The organism is Nocardioides daeguensis (assembly GCF_019192965.1).
Classification (GTDB): Bacteria; Actinomycetota; Actinomycetes; order Propionibacteriales; family Nocardioidaceae; genus Nocardioides; species Nocardioides daeguensis.
Window position 1 is genome coordinate 262039 of the sequence record NZ_JAHTKU010000011.1, and the last position, 16911, is coordinate 278949.

Annotated in this window: 18 protein-coding genes and 1 other RNA gene; 13 read left to right on the top strand and 6 right to left on the bottom strand. The window is 71.4% G+C overall.

Features of this window, described 5'->3' with window-relative positions:
• Window positions 1–92: 92 nt before the first annotated feature.
• A complete protein-coding gene (locus tag KU893_RS23570; protein WP_218234302.1) occupies window positions 93–1016 on the top strand; it encodes a methylenetetrahydrofolate reductase in 924 nt (307 codons plus the stop codon).
• 21 nt (window positions 1017–1037) lie between these two features.
• Here the strand turns inward: KU893_RS23570 and KU893_RS10595 are convergent, their stop codons facing one another.
• Window positions 1038–2246, bottom strand: coding sequence for an acyl-CoA dehydrogenase family protein (locus KU893_RS10595; RefSeq protein ID WP_218234303.1), 1209 nt, complete (start codon window positions 2244–2246; stop codon window positions 1038–1040).
• 75 nt (window positions 2247–2321) lie between these two features.
• Here KU893_RS10595 and KU893_RS23575 point away from each other — a divergent pair, with 75 nt between their 5' ends.
• The gene (locus tag KU893_RS23575; protein WP_218234304.1) at window positions 2322–2912 is read left to right on the top strand and encodes a TetR/AcrR family transcriptional regulator; all 591 of its coding nucleotides are present in this window, start codon (window positions 2322–2324) and stop codon (window positions 2910–2912) included.
• A gap of 48 nt (window positions 2913–2960) precedes the next feature.
• Here KU893_RS23575 and rnpB read toward each other — a convergent pair.
• An RNA gene (rnpB, locus tag KU893_RS10605) (RNase P RNA component class A) lies at window positions 2961–3324 on the bottom strand.
• Window positions 3325–3376: 52 nt separating this feature from the next.
• Here rnpB and KU893_RS10610 point away from each other — a divergent pair.
• From KU893_RS10610 to KU893_RS10625, 4 genes are read left to right on the top strand one after another with little or no spacing between them, the layout of a single operon-like run.
• A complete protein-coding gene (locus tag KU893_RS10610) occupies window positions 3377–3799 on the top strand; it encodes a tetratricopeptide repeat protein (protein WP_218234305.1) in 423 nt (140 codons plus the stop codon).
• Between the two features lie 9 nt (window positions 3800–3808).
• Window positions 3809–4003, top strand: a complete 195-nt coding sequence (locus tag KU893_RS10615; protein ID WP_218234306.1) for a hypothetical protein — start codon at window positions 3809–3811, stop codon at window positions 4001–4003.
• A 37-nt stretch (window positions 4004–4040) separates the two neighbouring features.
• On the top strand, window positions 4041–4319 hold the full coding sequence (locus tag KU893_RS10620) for a hypothetical protein (protein ID WP_218234307.1): 279 nt from the start codon (window positions 4041–4043) through the stop codon (window positions 4317–4319).
• 10 nt (window positions 4320–4329) lie between these two features.
• Window positions 4330–4932, top strand: a complete 603-nt coding sequence (locus KU893_RS10625; RefSeq protein WP_218234308.1) for a TetR/AcrR family transcriptional regulator — start codon at window positions 4330–4332, stop codon at window positions 4930–4932.
• Window positions 4933–4935: 3 nt separating this feature from the next.
• Here KU893_RS10625 and KU893_RS10630 read toward each other — a convergent pair whose 3' ends face one another.
• Together KU893_RS10630 and KU893_RS10635 are read right to left on the bottom strand one after the other, a co-directional pair.
• Window positions 4936–6180, bottom strand: coding sequence for an NADH:flavin oxidoreductase/NADH oxidase family protein (locus KU893_RS10630; protein WP_218234309.1), 1245 nt, complete (start codon window positions 6178–6180; stop codon window positions 4936–4938).
• Window positions 6177–7037, bottom strand: a complete 861-nt coding sequence (locus KU893_RS10635; RefSeq protein WP_218234310.1) for an SDR family NAD(P)-dependent oxidoreductase — start codon at window positions 7035–7037, stop codon at window positions 6177–6179. The genes KU893_RS10630 and KU893_RS10635 overlap by 4 nt, the downstream gene beginning before the upstream one ends.
• 83 nt (window positions 7038–7120) lie before the next feature.
• Here KU893_RS10635 and KU893_RS10640 point away from each other — a divergent pair, with 83 nt between their 5' ends.
• The 3 genes from KU893_RS10640 (at window position 7121) to KU893_RS10650 (ending at window position 10029) form a co-directional block, all read left to right on the top strand.
• Window positions 7121–7750 carry a TetR/AcrR family transcriptional regulator gene (locus KU893_RS10640; RefSeq protein ID WP_218234311.1) on the top strand — a complete coding sequence of 210 codons (630 nt, stop codon included), beginning with the start codon at window positions 7121–7123 and terminating at the stop codon, window positions 7748–7750.
• 52 nt (window positions 7751–7802) lie between these two features.
• A complete protein-coding gene (locus tag KU893_RS10645; RefSeq protein WP_218234312.1) occupies window positions 7803–8369 on the top strand; it encodes an HhH-GPD-type base excision DNA repair protein in 567 nt (188 codons plus the stop codon).
• A 145-nt stretch (window positions 8370–8514) separates the two neighbouring features.
• Window positions 8515–10029, top strand: coding sequence for an RNA polymerase sigma factor (locus KU893_RS10650; RefSeq protein ID WP_257441323.1), 1515 nt, complete (start codon window positions 8515–8517; stop codon window positions 10027–10029).
• A 151-nt stretch (window positions 10030–10180) separates the two neighbouring features.
• On the opposite strand, the gene KU893_RS10655 is transcribed toward KU893_RS10650, so the two are convergent.
• A complete protein-coding gene (locus KU893_RS10655; RefSeq protein ID WP_218234313.1) occupies window positions 10181–10402 on the bottom strand; it encodes a DUF7455 domain-containing protein in 222 nt (73 codons plus the stop codon).
• A 299-nt stretch (window positions 10403–10701) separates the two neighbouring features.
• Between KU893_RS10655 and KU893_RS10660 the strand changes: the two genes are divergently transcribed.
• Together KU893_RS10660 and KU893_RS10665 are read left to right on the top strand one after the other, a co-directional pair.
• Complete coding sequence (locus KU893_RS10660; RefSeq protein WP_257441322.1) at window positions 10702–12798, top strand: DNA gyrase/topoisomerase IV subunit B; 2097 nt, start codon at window positions 10702–10704, stop codon at window positions 12796–12798.
• On the top strand, window positions 12795–13472 hold the full coding sequence (locus KU893_RS10665) for a GNAT family N-acetyltransferase (RefSeq protein WP_218234314.1): 678 nt from the start codon (window positions 12795–12797) through the stop codon (window positions 13470–13472). Before KU893_RS10660 ends, KU893_RS10665 begins: the two co-directional genes overlap by 4 nt.
• On the opposite strand, the gene KU893_RS10670 is transcribed toward KU893_RS10665, so the two are convergent.
• Window positions 13441–14391: a LysR family transcriptional regulator gene (locus tag KU893_RS10670; RefSeq protein ID WP_218234315.1), complete on the bottom strand. Its 951-nt coding sequence runs from the start codon at window positions 14389–14391 to the stop codon at window positions 13441–13443. The genes KU893_RS10665 and KU893_RS10670 overlap by 32 nt on opposite strands.
• A gap of 200 nt (window positions 14392–14591) precedes the next feature.
• Between KU893_RS10670 and sfnG the strand changes: the two genes are divergently transcribed.
• A complete protein-coding gene (gene sfnG / locus KU893_RS10675; RefSeq protein ID WP_218234316.1) occupies window positions 14592–15710 on the top strand; it encodes a dimethylsulfone monooxygenase SfnG in 1119 nt (372 codons plus the stop codon).
• The gene (locus tag KU893_RS10680; RefSeq protein ID WP_218234317.1) at window positions 15710–16906 is read left to right on the top strand and encodes an SfnB family sulfur acquisition oxidoreductase; all 1197 of its coding nucleotides are present in this window, start codon (window positions 15710–15712) and stop codon (window positions 16904–16906) included. The genes sfnG and KU893_RS10680 overlap by 1 nt, the downstream gene beginning before the upstream one ends.
• Window positions 16907–16911 lie beyond the last annotated feature (5 nt).

Below are 16911 nucleotides of genomic sequence, written 5' to 3' on the forward strand. Positions count from 1 at the left end.
TACCGGGAGCGGGCCCTCGGACCGGTGTCCGGCACGCCGTCGTACGTCGGGGCGGTGACGTCGGCCGGCTCGAGCCCGCTAGCCTCACGCGCGTGGATGTCGCAACGTGCATCGAGGAAGGGCGCGGAGGCTTCGTCCTCTTCGCGATCACGCCACCACGGCAGTCCACACCGGCCGAGCGGCTCCCGCAGATCGCGCGTGCCACCCTGGAGCGGCTCGAGCACCTCGATCTCGACGGACTCGTCCTCTACGACATCGACGACGAGAGCGCCCGCAACCCGGCGGAGCGCCCGTTCCCGTTCAGCCCGACGGTCGACCCGTCGGCGTACCGCGCCGAGTACCTCTCGTCGTGGCCGACGCCGGTCATCGTCTACCGCGCCGTCGGCAAGTACCAGCGCGAGGAGCTGCGCACCTGGCTCGCCGCGCAGGACGCCCGCCGTACCTTGACCGTGATGGTCGGCGCCTCGTCCAGCAGCACGTCCACGCCCGTGACCCTCCTCGACGCGCAAGCCCTGCGAGCCGAGGAGAACCCGCAGCTGCTTCTCGGCGGGGTCGCGATCCCCGAGCGGCACAGCCGTCGCGAGGACGAGCACCTGCGCCTGATCGCCAAGCAGGAGGCCGGCTGCCGGTTCTTCGTCACACAGGTGGTGTACGACCTCAACGCCGCCAAGAACCTGGTCTCCGACTACCGCTACGCGTGCCAGGAGCGGGGGCTGACCCCGGTGCCGATCGTCTTCACCTTCTCGGTCTGCGGCTCGATGCGGACCCTGGAGTTCCTGCGCTGGCTCGGCGTCGACGTGCCCCGCTGGATCGAGAACGACCTCCGGCACTCGACGAACCCCCTCGGCGCGTCCTTCGAGCAAGCGGCCGCCACCGCCGCCGAGCTCGCCGAGTTCTGCCACCGACTCGACGTACCGTTCGGGCTCAACGTGGAGAGCGTCTCCATCCGGCGGGAGGAGATCGAGGCCTCGGTGGACCTTGCGGCGAGGCTGGGCGGGCTGGTTCGTCCTGGGTGAGGGCGGCGACTCCTCGCGGAGTCAGCCGGTGATGTCGCGTCCGATGAGGCGCCGGGCCACGATCCACTGCTGGAGCTCGTTGGCGCCCTCGAAGATCTCCAGGATCTTGGCGTCGCGGTACATCTCCTCGAGCCGGACGGCTTCGCCGGTCTCGCCGACCTGGCGGGCGAAGCCGACGGCGCCGTGGATCTGGATCGCCTCGCGGACCAGGTCGTTGGCCAGGCGGGTGCCGTAGGCCTTGGCCATGGCGGCCTCGGGCTCGGCGGTGCGGTCGCCGCGGTCGAGCAGGACGGCGGCCTTCTGGTAGAGGCTGCGCGCGCACTCGAGCTCGGTGGCGCGCTGCGCCATCTGGAACTGCCAGTGCTGCATGGCGCCGAGCGGGCGTCCGAAGACCTCGCGGGTCTGCAGGCGATGGACGGCGAGGTCGAGGGCGGCCTGGGCGACACCCACGCCGGCGGCGCCGATGCCGATGCGGCCGCGGACGAGGGCGCCGAGTGCGACGGCCATGCCCTGGCCCGGGTCGCCGAGCAGGTTCTCGCGGGGGACGTGGACGTCCTCGAGGACGATGTCGGCGGTGATCTGGCCGCGGTGACCCATCTTCAGGTCGGGGGTGCCGATCCGGATGCCGGGGCTGGTGAGGTCGATCAGCAGCATGTGTGCCCGCTCGCCGTCGCGACCGGCGCGCACGAGCATCGAGACGTGGCCGGCGACGACGCTGTTGGTGATCCAGCGCTTGCGGCCGTTGACGACGAAGCCGTCGGCGGTCTCCTCCGCCCAGGTGCTGAGCCGGCTCGCGGTCAGATCCGAGCTCGTCTCGGGCTCGGTGGTGGCGAAGGCGAAGGCCTGTCGGCCGGAGACCAGGTCCGGTACCAGCCGGTCCCGGACGGCGGGGGAGGCGTGGGCCAGCGTCGCGGGGACGAGGATGCACTGGCCGTCGTACACGCCGGCGAGGGAGGAGGACTCGTAGGCGATCTCCTCGGCGACCGTGCACACGCCGAGCATGGGGTGCTCGAGGTCGCCGAAAGGGACGCCGAACAGGCCGTCGGAGGCCAGGCCGCGGAACGCCGCCCAGGGGAAGCTGTCGGCCGACTCCTCGCGGCTGCCGATCTCGCGGGCCACCGGAGCGACGTGACGGGCGACCGAGGCGCGAGCACGCGCCCGCAGCTCGACGATCTCGGCGGGGAGGAAGACGTCGTGCGACATCCGGTCCTGGGTTCGGGTGAGGGTCATGGTCGCTCCTGGAATCGGACATGTGTACGATTCTGAGCATAATCGTACGACTGTCCGATTCGCTAGAGTGCCCCCGTGAGCGCAGAGACCAAGGCCGAGCGGACGCGGCGGCGGATCCTCGACGCCTCGGCACGGGAGTTCGCGCTCCACGGGTACGGCGGCGCCAGCCTGCGCCGCATCGCCGAGGCCGCGGACCTGAAGGTCGGCAGCCTCGCCTTCCACTTCCCGACGAAGGACGACCTGGTGGCGGCGACCCTCCGAGACGGCGTCGAGGCGGCGACGGCCGCCCTGCGACACGCGGTCGACGCGGTGAGCGAGGACGCGGACCCCGTCGAGCGGCTGCGGGCCGCTGCCCGCGGTCACCTCGACGCGCTGCACGCCAGCGACGACCGGGCGGCCGCGGTGGTGCGCATGGTCGAGACGTTGCCGCCGTCGCTGCGTGCCGACCACGTCGCGCACGAGCGTGGCTTCGCGCGCGTGTGGCTCGACGTCCTCCAGCGGGGGAGGCGCGAGGGCGTGGTGCGCGACGACGTGGACCTGAGGGTGCTGCGCGACCTGGTCGTCGGGGCCCTCAACAGCACCTCGACGTCGAGCCCGCGTGCCCACCCCGACCTCGAGGCGGTGGTGGCGACGGTGCTGCGACTGCTGGCGCCCCCGCGGCGGTGACGGCGTGCGCAGTGGTCGGTGGACCGCCGGGGGCGCGCTCGCGGTTGAGGGACGGGCTGGCCTGTAAGCCGGGTTCTGTGATCGGCGACCATCCATCTAGGGCTGCCGTTGCCGACAGCCTCGAGCGACCTACCCGCACACTCGGACGAGCCGCCCTCGAACGTGTGCTGTCTGGTCTTGCTCCGGGTGGGGTTTGCCTAGCTGCTCCGGTCGCCCGGCGCACTGGTGGGCTCTTGCCCCACCGTTTCACCCTTACCCCGCCCACGAGGAGCGAGGCGGTCTGTTCTCTGTGGCACTGTCCCGCGGGTCACCCCGGGTGGGTGTTACCCACCACCCTGCTCTGTGGAGCCCGGACTTTCCTCGGGACCCGACGCCTCGCGGCGATGGGTCACGCGGTCGCCCGGCCAGCCCGTCCGCCGCTCACTCTAGGGAACAACCACATCCCCGGGACAGTTGAGGGCGACATGAACGAGATGCCCGAGATCAAGGTGCTGCCGCCGATCGTGTTCCCGGGTACGACGGCACGGCACGAGGCGGCGTACCGGACCGCCCACGACTTCTTGTCCCGCCGCGCTCCGCGCGAGGCGCTCCAGGTGCTGGAGCCGGCGCTCGAGCAGGAGCCGGACAACCGGGGGCTGCGCTCGCTGCGGGCGTGGGCGTACCTGATGCGCGCCCAGCTGCAGAAGGCCACCGACGAGCTGACCGCGCTGGTCGCCGACGACCCGGTCGACGTGTGGAGCCGGCACGCGCTGGGCCGTTCGCTGGAGCGCCAGTCGAGGTACGACGACGCGCTCCCGCACCTGCGCCTGGCGGCCGCGATGACCGGCGACCCCGAGCACGAGTACGACGTCCTGCGGGTCGAGCGGCTGGCAGGTCGCCTGCAGTAGGTTCGGGGCATGTCCGCGGACAACGAGTACTGGTTCTGTCTGACCCATCACCAGGTCGAGGGCGTCGAGGGCTGCCCCAACAAGGACCGCCTCGGTCCGTACCCCACGCAGGCCGAGGCGGCGCGGGCGCTGGAGAAGGCGGCCGAGCGGACCGAGGCCTGGGACCACGACCCGGCCTGGCACGACGACGCCGAGGACGAGTAGTCCGTTGGCGTACTCCCGCCGCCGCCGGATCCGTCCGGTGGCGATCGACCCTGCGACCGGACGGCGGATCTCGCCGTGGCCGTTCGTCGGCCTGGTGCTGCTGGTCTCGTCCTTCTTCCTCTACGCCGCGTCGGGGCTGCTCGCGCCGGCCTGGGCGGTCGTCGTCCTGCTGCTGACCTGGCTGGCGATGTTCGTGCTCTGCTTCGTGTGGTGGACCTCGCACCCGAGGCGCACGGTCGCGCTGGGGATCGTGTCCTTCGTGTGGTGGTGGGTCGCCGTCACGGCCGGCGGGATCTTCTTGGACTGGACGGCCTGAGATGGCCAAGGTGGCCGAGCCGCGGCGTCGGCTGGCGCCGGAGGTACGGCGGGCGCAGCTGATCGCCGTCGCGGAGGACGTGTTCGTGCAGCACGGCTACCAGGGCACCGCCATCGAGGACATCGCCGCCGCGGCGGGGGTGACCCGGACCCTGGTCTACAAGTACTTCGCCGACAAGGACGAGATCTACCTCGAGTGCCTGCGGGCCGCCCGCGACGAGCTCGACCGGGCCATCGTCGCGGCGGCCGGGGGAGAGGTGGAGATCGGGGCGCAGCTGCGCGCCGGGTTCACGGCCTACTACGCGTTCGTCCGCGACCGCGGTACGACCTGGGGGGTGCTGTTCGGCGGCGGGGCAGCGGTGGCGGGCAAGGTGGCCGCGTCGGCGGCCGAGCACCGCTACCAGACCGCGGAGGTGATCGCCGGGCTGGTGCGGGCCGCGGCCCCCCACGTCGCCGAGGACGCCGCGTCGGCGTACGCCCACGCCATCTCGGGCGCCGCCGAGCAGCTCGCCAAGTGGTGGCGGCGCCACCCCGACGTCGAGCTCGAGGCGATGGTCGAGCGGACCATGGACACCCTGTGGACCGGTCTTCGGACGATCGCCCAGGAAGGTTGAGGGTCAGCCCCGCTTCGCCCGGAACGCCCCCGGCCCGTTGCGCAGGCCCAGCAAGAGCGCGGCCGCGGCCCAGGAGTGGTCGGGGTCGGGCTCCTTGCCGGCGCCGAGCCGGTGCAGCTGGTCGGTGTGCCACGACAGGTCGAGGGCGCCGTCGAGCTGCTTGAGGTTCGCGACCTTGCCGAGCACCGGGCGCAGCCCGGCCTTGATGTTCGAGCTGGGCAGCGCGGCCAGCCCCTCCTGGAGGATCGCGCGCGGCGCCTCCGGCAGCAGGCAGGTGGGTCGGCCGAGGCCGACGACGTCGCAGTCGCCGGACGCGACCGCCGCCTCCATGGCCGCCGTCGAGCGGAAGCCGCCGGTCACGGCGATGGGTACGTCGCCCGCGAGGTCGCGCACCGAGGCGGCGTACTCCAGGAAGTAGGCCTCGCGCGCGGCCGTCGAGGCGGCCATCGTGCCCATCATGGCGGGAGCCTCGTAGGAGCCGCCGCTGATCTCGATCAGGTCGATGCCCTCGGCGACGAGGGCCTCGACGACCTCGCGGGACTCGTCCTCGCTGAACCCGCCGCGCTGGAAGTCCGCGGAGTTGAGCTTGATGCCGACGCCGAAGGTCCGCGACGTCGTGGCGCGGATCGCGCGCAGAACCTCGAGCACGAACCGCCGTCGGCGCTCGGCGTCGCCGCCCCACGCGTCGTCGCGCCGGTTGGTGCGCGGGGAGAGGAACTGAGTGACGAGGTAGCCGTGCGCGCCGTGGATCTGCACGCCCGCGAAGCCGGCCTGCTCGGCGACCGCGGCGGCCGTGGCGTACCGGTCGACGATCTCGCGGATCTCCGCGTCCGCCAACGCCCGCGGCCTCGAGGCGCCCGGCACCTTGGCCTGGATCGCGCTCGGCGCGACCGGACGGTGGCGGCCGACGAGGGCGTTGGCCTGCCGGCCCGGGTGGTTGACCTGCATCCACAGCGGGGTGCCGCCGTCCTGGAAGCCGGATGCCCACGCGCGCAGCCGGTCGAGGTGCCGGTCGTCCTCGATGACCACGTTGCCGGGCTCGCCGAGGTGGCGGCGGTCGACCATCACGTTGCCGGTCACGACCAGGCCGTAGCTGCCGCCCGCCCAGCGGCTGTAGAGCCGCTCGAGCTTCGCCGAGGGCCCGCCGTCGCGCTCGCCGAGCGACTCGCTCAGCGCCGACTTCATGAACCGATTGGCCAGCTTCGCTCCGTTGGGCAGGGCGATCGGGGAGCCGAGGTGGGTGGTCATGCGGAGACCTTCTTCCGGGATGCCGGAGCAGCGAGGGAGGTGGTGAGGCGGCGGGAGACGGCCGCGAACGGGCGCTGGTACGACGCCCCGAGGACCCGCACGAGCAGGTCGACCGCGACGGCGTCGGCGCCGATCAGCACCTTGGGCCGGCCGCGCCGCACGCCGCGCAGGATGGTGCGCGCGGCGGCCTCGGGCGTCGTTCGGGTGAGCTTCTCGTTGAAGACCCGCGCGATGCCGGCGGTGTCGGCGGCGTTGCTCGCGGTGGCGTTGTTGACGATGTTCGTCTTGATCCCGCCGGGGTGGACGCAGGTGACGCCGACCGGCTGGCCGGAGATGAGCAGCTCCTGGCGCAGTGCCTCGGTGAACCCGCGCACCGCGAACTTGGCCGCGTTGTAGGAGCTCTGGGTCGGGACGCCGAACAGGCCGAAGATGCTCGATACGTTGACGACGTGGCCCTCGCCCGACGCCGCGAGATGGGGGAGGAACGCCTTGGTGCCGTGCACGACGCCCCAGAAGTCGACGTCGAGGACCTTCTCGATGTCCTCGTACGGGCTCTCCTCGACCGTGCCGAAGATGGTGATACCGGCGTTGTTGACGACCAGGTGGACCGCGCCGAAGTGGGCGGCGACCGCGTCGGCCCACGCGTGCACGGCGGCGCGGTCGCGGACGTCGAGGACCGTGCTGTGCGGCTTCGCGCCCTGGTCCCTCAGCATCAGTGCGGTCTCGGCGAGGCCGTCGGCGTCCCAGTCGCTGATCGCGACGCGGGCGCCCTCGGCGACGAGCTGGAGGGCGAGCGCGCGGCCGATGCCGGACCCTGCGCCGGTGATCGCGGCGACCTTGGCCTGGAAGTCCTTCATGGCCGGGAACCTAGTTCCCAGTCAGGTGACTTGACAAGTCATCTGACTTGCAAAGGTTGCGAGACGTGCGCCACGATCGGCCCATGGCAGCGGCGGCGAAGGTGACAGCGGGGCGACGACGGCAGGTCGAGCGCCGCGCCGCGACCACCGAACGCCTCCTCGACGCGACCATCGAGTGCCTCGCCGAGGACGGGTACGTCGCCACGACCACGCGCCGCGTCGCCGAGCGCGCCGGCGTCAGCCAGGGCGCCCAGCAGCACTACTTCCCGACCAAGGCCGCCCTCGTCGACGCCGCGATGCTCCGCCTCGTCGACCAGCTCCTCGCCGACGCCGCCACCCGCGGCCTCGACGTCGGCACGGAGCAGGAGCGGGCCGGCGCGCTGCTCGACCTGATCTGGGAGATCCACCACCTCCCGGTCACGCCGGCGGTCCTCGAGCTGTTCAACGTCGCGCGCACCGAACCGGCCCTGGCGGCGCGGGTCGCCGAGATCGTGTGCAGCGGCATGAGCGAGATCCAGGGGATCGCCGCGGCCCTGCTGCCGTCGTACGCCGGGCGCGAGGGGTTCGCCGAGCTCATCCAGATCGCGATGGCCACCGTCCGCGGCACGGTCGTGGTCGCCAACATCCCCGGCGCCACCGACGCGTACCCGGGCTGGCCGGTCCTGCGCGCCCACCTCCTCGCGAGCCTCGAGCGGCTCGGCCCGCCCGCATGACCTTCGAGAACGGCGCCGCCGCGGTCGCGCTGGGGTGCGGCAGGATGTCCCCATGGCCATCCACATCACCGACGACGCCGCCGCTGACGAGCTCCTGACGGACAACCCGTTCGCGCTGCTGGTGGGGATGATGCTCGACCAGCAGTACCCGATGGAGCACGCCTTCCTGGGTCCGCAGAAGGTGGTCGGCCGGTTCGGCAGCTTCGACCCGGCGGCCATCGCGGCCGCCGACCCGGAGGAGTTCGCGGCGCTGTGCTCGACCACCCCGGCGATCCACCGGTTCCCGGGCTCGATGGCGGCGCGACTGCAGGAGCTGGCCCGCATCGTCGTCGAGCAGTACGACGGCGACGCCTCGCGGCTGTGGACGGAGGCGGCTGACGGGAAGGACCTGCTCAAGCGGATCCAGGCGCTGCCGGGCTTCGGGGCGCAGAAGGCCAAGATCTTCACCGCGCTGGTGGCCAAGCAGCTCGGCGTACGCCCCGCCGGGTGGGAGAAGGCGGCGGGCGACTACGCGCTCGACGGCTTCCGGTCCGTCGCCGACGTGGTCGACCCGGTGTCGCTGCAGAAGGTGCGCGACTACAAGAAGGCGGCCAAGGCCGCCGCCAAGGTGAAGGCATAGCCGCCGACGACCGGCCCGGCGACCGGGCGATGACGACCCGATGACGCCCCGGTGACCGAGGGGTTGGGGGATCCGTGGCAGAATGACCACAGCGGTCTTGACGCCTCCGGTCTTTGCCGCGCCCTAGAATCGTCAGCATCGAGAGGTGTTCGTGTCCTCGAACCATCGTTCGGTCCCGCCCGCCCTGCTCAGCCACCCGTCGATCGCCGCGCTGATCGAGCGCGCCGCGCCGGTTGGCCGCGTCGCGGCGGAGGACCTCCGCCAGGCATTCGCCGCGGCTGATGTCGCTCCCGCCCAGCTCAAGGGCCTGATGGCCCACCTGGCGGGCCTCGGCATCTCTGTCGAGCTCGGTACGCCGGCCGACCAGCGCGCCGTCGCGGCGGCCGCGCGCAAGACGGCGTCGGCCACGGCCACCACCGCCAAGAAGGCGGCCGCGGCGCCGGCCAAGAAGGCGGCGCCGGCGGCCAAGGCCCCGGCGAAGAAGGCGGCGCCTGCGAAGGCAGCGCCCGCGAAGGCCGCCGACGACGAGGACGCACCCGTCGACCTGGGCGACCTCGAGACCGAGGCCGAGGTGCAGGCCCCCGTGGTCGGCCCCGACGGCAAGAAGGTCCTGCCGGACATCCCCGACGACCAGTTCGAGAAGGACGTCGCGGCGGACCCGACGATCAAGGAGGACGAGAAGAACGCGTCCTTCATCGTCTCCTCCGCCGACGAGACCGACGAGCCCGCTCAGCAGGTCATGGTCGCCGGCGCGACCGCCGACCCGGTCAAGGACTACCTCAAGCAGATCGGCAAGGTGCCGCTCCTCAACGCCGAGATGGAGGTCGAGCTCGCCAAGCGGATCGAGGCGGGCCTGTTCTCGGAGGAGAAGCTCGGCAAGGGCGGCAAGCTCTCCCCGAAGGTGCACGAGGAGCTCGAGTGGATCGCGGAGGACGGTCGCCGCGCCAAGAACCACCTGCTCGAGGCCAACCTGCGTCTGGTCGTCTCGCTCGCCAAGCGCTACACCGGCCGCGGCATGCTGTTCTTGGACCTGATCCAGGAGGGCAACCTCGGTCTGATCCGCGCGGTCGAGAAGTTCGACTACACCAAGGGCTACAAGTTCTCGACGTACGCCACCTGGTGGATCCGGCAGGCGATCACCCGGGCCATGGCCGACCAGGCCCGCACCATCCGCATCCCGGTGCACATGGTCGAGGTCATCAACAAGCTCGCCCGCGTCCAGCGCCAGATGCTGCAGGACCTCGGCCGCGAGCCCACGCCGGAGGAGCTCGCCAAGGAGCTCGACATGACCCCGGAGAAGGTCGTCGAGGTCCAGAAGTACGGCCGCGAGCCGATCTCGCTGCACACCCCGCTGGGTGAGGACGGCGACTCCGAGTTCGGTGACCTGATCGAGGACTCCGAGGCGATCGTCCCGGCCGACGCGGTCAGCTTCACGCTGCTGCAGGAGCAGCTGCACGCGGTCCTCGACACGCTCTCCGAGCGCGAGGCGGGCGTCGTCTCCATGCGCTTCGGCCTCACCGACGGCCAGCCCAAGACCCTCGACGAGATCGGCAAGGTCTACGGCGTCACGCGCGAGCGGATCCGCCAGATCGAGTCGAAGACGATGTCGAAGCTGCGGCACCCCTCGCGCTCGCAGGTGCTGCGCGACTACCTCGACTGAGCCTCGACCGAGCCTCGACCGAGCACAGCTGATCGGCCCCGCCGGGTTCCCGGCGGGGCCTTTCTGCTCCTCCGGCCACGCTGTCCGGTCGACGGCCCCGAAAACGCACGAGGCCCCGAGCGGGTGCTCGGGGCCTCGGCTCGGGACCGCGTCAGTCGGCGGCCGGCGTCGGCTTGGTGGTGAGCTTGTGGGTCTCGTCGTGGAAGCGGACGGCGATGTCCTTGAGCGCGTCGCCGTGCTCACGGGCGTGGTGGGCGCAGAACAGGAGCTCCCCGCCGGAGGTGAGCTCTACGCGGAGGTAGGCCTGGGCACCACAACGGTCGCAGCGGTCCTCCGCGGTCAGCGTGGCGCTGGGAGCAACAGCAGTTGTCATCTCGGGCCTCTCTCTCATGCGATCACCACCCTCATCGGGTGTCGTCCGGATCAACGTAGCGACTGGAACAAAGATTCCCGTCGCCGTGTGTTCCATTCCACTTCTGCATTCCCTGTCATCCAACCACCCGATGGGGGAAGCTTCTGTGATTTTCCACCGCCCGAAACAAGCTTGTGACCATCCGATCGGCCGGACCGCCTGACCCGTCCGGGTCCTGCCTGTCCTCCTCTCGCTCCGAGCCGTGTCCCTGTGCGGGCTCCCGGCGTGTCGAAGGTAGATTCGTGCCCTCAGAAGTACCCGTGATCCACCGTGAGGAGCCGGTCATCGCCGACAACACCTACAACGCCGCCCACCTCCTGGTCCTCGAGGGCCTCGAAGCCGTGCGGAAGCGTCCCGGGATGTACATCGGCTCCACCGACACCCGGGGGCTGATGCACTGTCTCTGGGAGATCATCGACAACGGCGTCGACGAGGCCCTCGGTGGCTTCGCCCGCCGGGTCGAGGTGATCCTCCACGCGGACGACTCGGTCGAGGTCTACGACGACGGCCGCGGCATCCCGACCGACAAGGAGCCCAAGACCGGGCTCCCCGGCGTCGAGGTCGTGGCGACCAAGCTGCACGCCGGCGGCAAGTTCGGTGGGGGCTCCTACGTCGCCACCGGCGGTCTGCACGGCGTCGGCCTGTCCGTCGTCAACGCGCTGTCGAGCCGGATGGACATCGATGTCGACCGCTCGCCGGCCAGCCAGGGCATCAGCTTCCAGCGCGGCGTGCCCGGCGTCTTCGACGGCGAGGGCCCCACGGCGGCCTTCACCCCCCGGTCCGGCCTGACCCGCAAGGGCGGTCGGGTCGCGAAGGGCAGGTCCGGGACCCGGATCCGGTTCTGGCCGGACCGTCAGATCTTCACCAAGGACGCCGACTTCGTCCTCGACGGGCTGATCGGGCGCGCCCGGCAGACGTCGTTCATCGTGCCCGGCCTCGAGCTGGTCATCAGCGACCAGCGGGCCGCCGACAAGGCGGAGTGGACCGAGGAGAAGTTCCGCCACGACGGCGGCATCGGCGAGTTCTGCGACTACCTCGCCACCGGAGAGCCGGTCACCGAGGTGCTGCGGCTGCAGGGCAGCGACGTGTTCACCGAGACCGTCCCGCTGCTCGACGACAAGGGCCACATGACCCCGCAGGACGTCGAGCGCGAGCTCACCGTCGACGTCGCGGTGCGCTGGGGCACCGGCTACGAGTCCGAGCTGCGCTCCTTCGTCAACGTGATCGCCACCCCCAAGGGCGGCACCCACGTGTCCGGCTTCGAGAGCGCCCTGACCAAGACGTTCAACGACGCCATGCGTGCCTCGAAGGCGCTCAAGGTCAACGACGACGACGTAATCAAGGACGACATCCTCGAGGGCATGACGGCCGTCGTCACGGTGCGCCTCGCGGAGCCCCAGTTCGAGGGCCAGACCAAGGAGATCCTCGGGACGCCGGCCGCGCGGACCGTCGTACGCAAGGTCGTGGCCAAGGAGCTCAAGGAGTTCCTGACCTCCACCAAGCGGGCCGAGAAGGCGCAGGCCAAGCTCCTGATGGAGAAGGTGGTCGCGGCGTCCAAGACCCGGATCGCGGCCCGCCAGCACAAGGAGACCCAGCGCCGGAAGAACGCGCTGGAGTCCTCGACGCTGCCCGCCAAGCTCGCCGACTGCCGCTCCGGCGACAACGAGCGCACCGAGCTGTTCATCGTCGAGGGTGACTCCGCGCTCGGCACCGCCAAGCTCGCCCGCAACGCCGAGTTCCAGGCGCTGCTCCCGATCCGGGGCAAGATCCTCAACGTCCAGAAGGCGTCCGTGGGCGACATGCTCAAGAACGCCGAGTGCGCCTCGATCATCCAGGTCGTCGGCGCCGGGTCCGGACGCACCTTCGACCTCGACGCCCGCCGCTACGGCCGGATCATCTTCATGGCCGACGCCGACTCCGACGGCGCCCACATCCGCACCCTGCTCGCGACGCTGTTCTTCAAGTACATGCCCGACCTGGTCAAGGCCGGTCGCGTCTACTCCGCCGTCCCGCCCCTGCACCGGATCGAGATCTCGAACCCGAGGAAGGGCCAGGAGAAGTACGTCTACACCTACTCCGACGACGAGCTGCAGCGAAAGCTCGCCGAGCTCAAGAAGAAGAACGTGCGCTGGAAGGACCCGGTCCAGCGCTACAAGGGCCTCGGCGAGATGGACGCCGACCAGCTGGCCGAGACCACGATGGACCCGCGCCGTCGTACCCTGCGCCGGCTGACGGTCGACGAGCTCGAGGTGGCCTCCGAGGTCTTCGAGCTGCTCATGGGCAGCGACGTCGCGCCGCGCAAGGAGTTCATCATCCAGGGCGCCTACGAGGTCGACATGGAGACGCTCGACGCGTGATCCTCGACGACCCGGTCGGTGCGTCCCTGCGGGGAGCCCACGCAGGCTTCGCCGTGGGCGCCGGTCGCGTGCTGCGGTACGACGCCGGCGTCGCCTCGTTCGCGGCGGTCCCGGCCGACCCGACGCCGGCCGACTGGGCGGACCTGGCCGCGATGCTGGGGCCGGGCGGGTTCGCGGACCTGTTCAGCTCGCCGGCGACGCCGCCGGCCGACTGGGCGCCGGTGTTCACGCTGCCGGGGTTGCAGCTGGTGGCAGGCTCTGCGGTCGCTGTTGCGGACAGGGGAGTCGAGGTCGTCGAGCTCGGGGCGGGCGACGTGCCGGACATGCTCGCGCTCGTCGAGCAGTCCCGGCCCGGCCCGTTCTGGCCGCGGACGCACGAGATGGGCACCTACCTCGGGATCCGTGAGGGCGGCGTCCTCGTCGCCATGGCCGGCGAACGGCTCCGGCCGCCGGGGTGGAGCGAGATCAGCGCGGTGACGACCGCGCCTCAGGCGCGCGGGCGCGGGCTCGCGGGCCTGCTCGTGACCGAGGTGGCCGGGCGGGTCCGGGCCCGCGGCGAGGAGGCGTTCCTCCACGTCGCGGCCGACAACGGGCCCGCGATCGGTCTCTACGAGGCGCTCGGGTTCGAGGTCCGGCGCGAGGTCACCTTCCGCGGCTTCCGCGTACCGGGCTGAGGGCTCGACCGGGGTCGCGGGTCGCGAGCCGCCCCGCGTGGGCCACGAGCGCCGCGTGGAGGTCGCGGACCGCGGCCCGGACGTGGTGGGTCTTGCGTTGCAGCAGGACCAGGGTGACCCGAGTGGCGTCGCCGGCGATCGGGCGGGCGGTGATCAGCCCGGCGAGCTCCAGCGGGTCGCCGGCGACGCTGTAGTCGGGGAGCACCGTCACGCCCAGGCCCTGGGAGACCATGAACTTGCCCATCTCGGCGCCGTCGGTGGTGTGGCACACCCGAGGCAGCTGGCTGCCGAAGATGCGGTGCGCGAAGCGGTGCATGACGTAGCCGGCCCGCATGGCGACGAAGCGCTCCTCGCGCAGCTGCTCGACGCTCACCTCGTCGAACGCCGCCAGCGGGTGGTCGGCCGGCATCACGACGACGGGGCGCCCGTGCAGCAGGTCGGTGCCCAGCAGGTCGTGGGCCGGCTCGTCGCCGGCCAGCAGGTTGACCAGGCCGAGATCCAGTGAGCCCTCGGCGAGGCCCTGGCGGATCTCGGACTGCTGCACGTTGAGCACCTCGACGGTCGCGTTCGGGGCCGACTCCTGGAACTCCCGTGAGGCGGGCACCAGCAGGGTCGAGGTGGCCGCGCTGACCGTCCCGATCCGCACGGTGCGGCTCACGTTGTGCTGGTCGCCCGCCGAGGTCCGGAGCTGGTCGACCGCGTCCAGGACCGCGACCATGCTCGGCAGCAGGTCCAGGCCCTGGCGACTGATCCGGGCGCCGGTACGACGGCGATCGAGCAGGGTCACCCCGAGCTCCCGCTCGAGCTTGCTCACGGCCTCGCTGAGCGCGGGCTGCGAGATGTGCAGGCTCTCGCTCGCGCGCCGCAGCGACCCGTGCTGCGTCACGGCGGCGACGTACTCCAGCTGCTCGATCCTCATGACGGCCCCTTCAATTGCAGTAAGTAGAGTTAGTTACTATGAAAATCGTAGCGCAGTGCGCTGCGGGCCGGGCCTGGGCGGAGTGGAAGGCGCTGCCGATGGCTCCGTCGTCCATGGCGACGGCGAATCGGGCGGTTCCGCCTTGCCTGGCGACTCAAAGTCAAGCAATCTGATCGACATACGCGAATTGAGGAGTACTGATGACCAGCAGCCCGACCCGTGCACCCGAGCCGTTGAAGTTCGCCTACTGGGTGCCCAACGTGAGCGGCGGACTCGTGGTGAGCAAGATCGAGCAGCGCACCGACTGGAGCCTCGACTACAACATCGAGCTGGCCCGGCTCGCCGAGGCGAACGGCTTCGACTACGCCCTGTCGCAGGTGCGCTACATCGCGTCGTACGGCGCCGCCTACCAGCACGAGTCGACCTCGATCAGCCTCGCCATCGCCCTGGCGACCGAGCGGCTCAAGGTGATCGCCGCCGTCCACCCCGGCCTGTGGCAGCCCGGCGTGCTGGCCAAGCTGGTCGCGAGCTCCGACCAGTACACGAAGGGCCGGTTCTGCGTGAACGTCGTCAGCGGGTGGTTCAAGGACGAGTTCACCAAGCTCGGCGAGCCGTGGCTCGAGCACGGCGAGCGCTACCGCCGCTCGGAGGAGTTCATTGCCTACCTGCGCGAGATCTGGACCAGCGAGCACGCCGAGCTCAACGGCGACTTCTACCGGCTGCACGACTTCGACCTCAAGCCGAAGCCGTACGAGGTGCCCGGCCGCGCGCACCCCGAGATCTTCATGGGCGGCAACTCCACCGACGCCCGCGGCATGGGTGGCCGGGTCGCCGACTGGTACTTCATGAACGGCAACACCCCCGACGGCATCGCCGAGCAGGTCCGTGACGTCAGCGACGTCGCCGCCGTCAACGGCCGGGCCGGGCAGGTGCGCTTCGGCGTCAACGGCTTCCTCATCGGCCGCGGCACCGAGGCTGAGGCGCGCGACGTGCTGCGCGAGATCGTCGACAAGGCCGACCGCGAGGCGGTCGAGGGCTTCGGCTCCGCGGTCAAGCAGGCCGGGCAGTCGACGGGGGACAAGGTCGGCATGTGGCAGGACTCGGAGTTCGCCGACCTGGTGCAGTACAACGACGGCTTCCGCACCGGCCTGATCGGCACGCCGGAGCAGATCGCCCACCGGATGCTGGAGTACAAGCGCCGCGGCGTGGACCTGTTCCTGCTCGGCTTCCTGCACTTCCAGGAGGACGTGCAGTACTTCGGGCGTGAGGTGCTCCCGATCGTGCGCGAGCTCGAGGCCGCGGAGCTGGAGCGGGTCTGATGCCGGTCCCCGTGCTGTCCTCCCACGAGGTGCTCGCCGTCGCGGCCGAGCTGGGTGAGCGGTTCGCGAAGGGCGCTGCCGCGCGCGACGCCGACCGGGTGCTGCCCGTGGCCGAGCTCGCCGAGTTGTCGGCGTCCGGTCTGCTCGCGGTGACCGTGCCCGCGGCGTACGGCGGGGCCGGACTCCCGGCGTCCGCGGTGGCCGAGGTGTTCCGCCGGCTGGCCCTCGGCGACCCGAGCATCGCGCAGATCCCGCACAGCCACTTCGTCTACGTCAACGCGCTGTGCCACCAGGGCACGCCCGACCAGCAGTCGTTCTTCTTCGGCGAGGTCCTGGAGGGGAAGCGGTTCGGCAACGCCCAGTCCGAGATCGGCACCCGCCACGTGCGCGAGTTCCGGACGACGTTGCGGCCCGACGGCTCCGGCAGCTGGGTCCTGGACGGGGAGAAGGGCTATGCCACCGGCGCCCTGCTCGCCGACTGGATCCCGGTGCTGAGCCACCTCGACGTCGACGGCCCCCTGCACGTGGCCTGGGTGGAGCGACACGCCGCCGGCGTGACGGTCGTCGACGACTGGAACGGCATGGGCCAACGGACCACGGCCAGCGGCACGGTCCGGCTCGCCGGGGTCGCCGTCGGCGCGGACCGGATCACGCCGTACCACCTGACCTTCGAGGGTCCGCAGACCTACGGCGCCTTCGCCCAGCTGCTGCACGCAGCCATCGACGCGGGCATCGCCCGGGCCGCCCTTGCCGACGCGGCGGAGTTCGTCACCACGAAGAGCCGGCCCCACCCGGATGCGCTCGCGGAGCTCGGCATCTCCCGGCACGCGGACGACCCCACGGTCGTGCAGGCGTTCGGGGAGCTCGAGCTCGCGGTGCGGGCCGCGGAGGCGCTGCTCGCCGAGGCCGGTCGCGCGGTCGACCGGGCCGACGCCGACCTCGATGCCGCGTCGGCCGGCGCCGCGAGCCTCGCGGTCGCGGCGGCGCGGGCCGCGACGACCAGCGCGAGCCTGGAGGCGAGCACCCGGCTCTTCGAGGTCAGCGGGACCCGGTCCGCGCTCGACTCCCTCAACCTGCATCGCCACTGGCGCAATGCGCGCACCCACACGCTCCACGACCCGGCTGCCTGGAAGGTGCGCCACCTGGGGCGGTGGGCCCTCGAGGGCCGGCTGCCTCCCCACCACGGCCAGCTCTGAGTGAC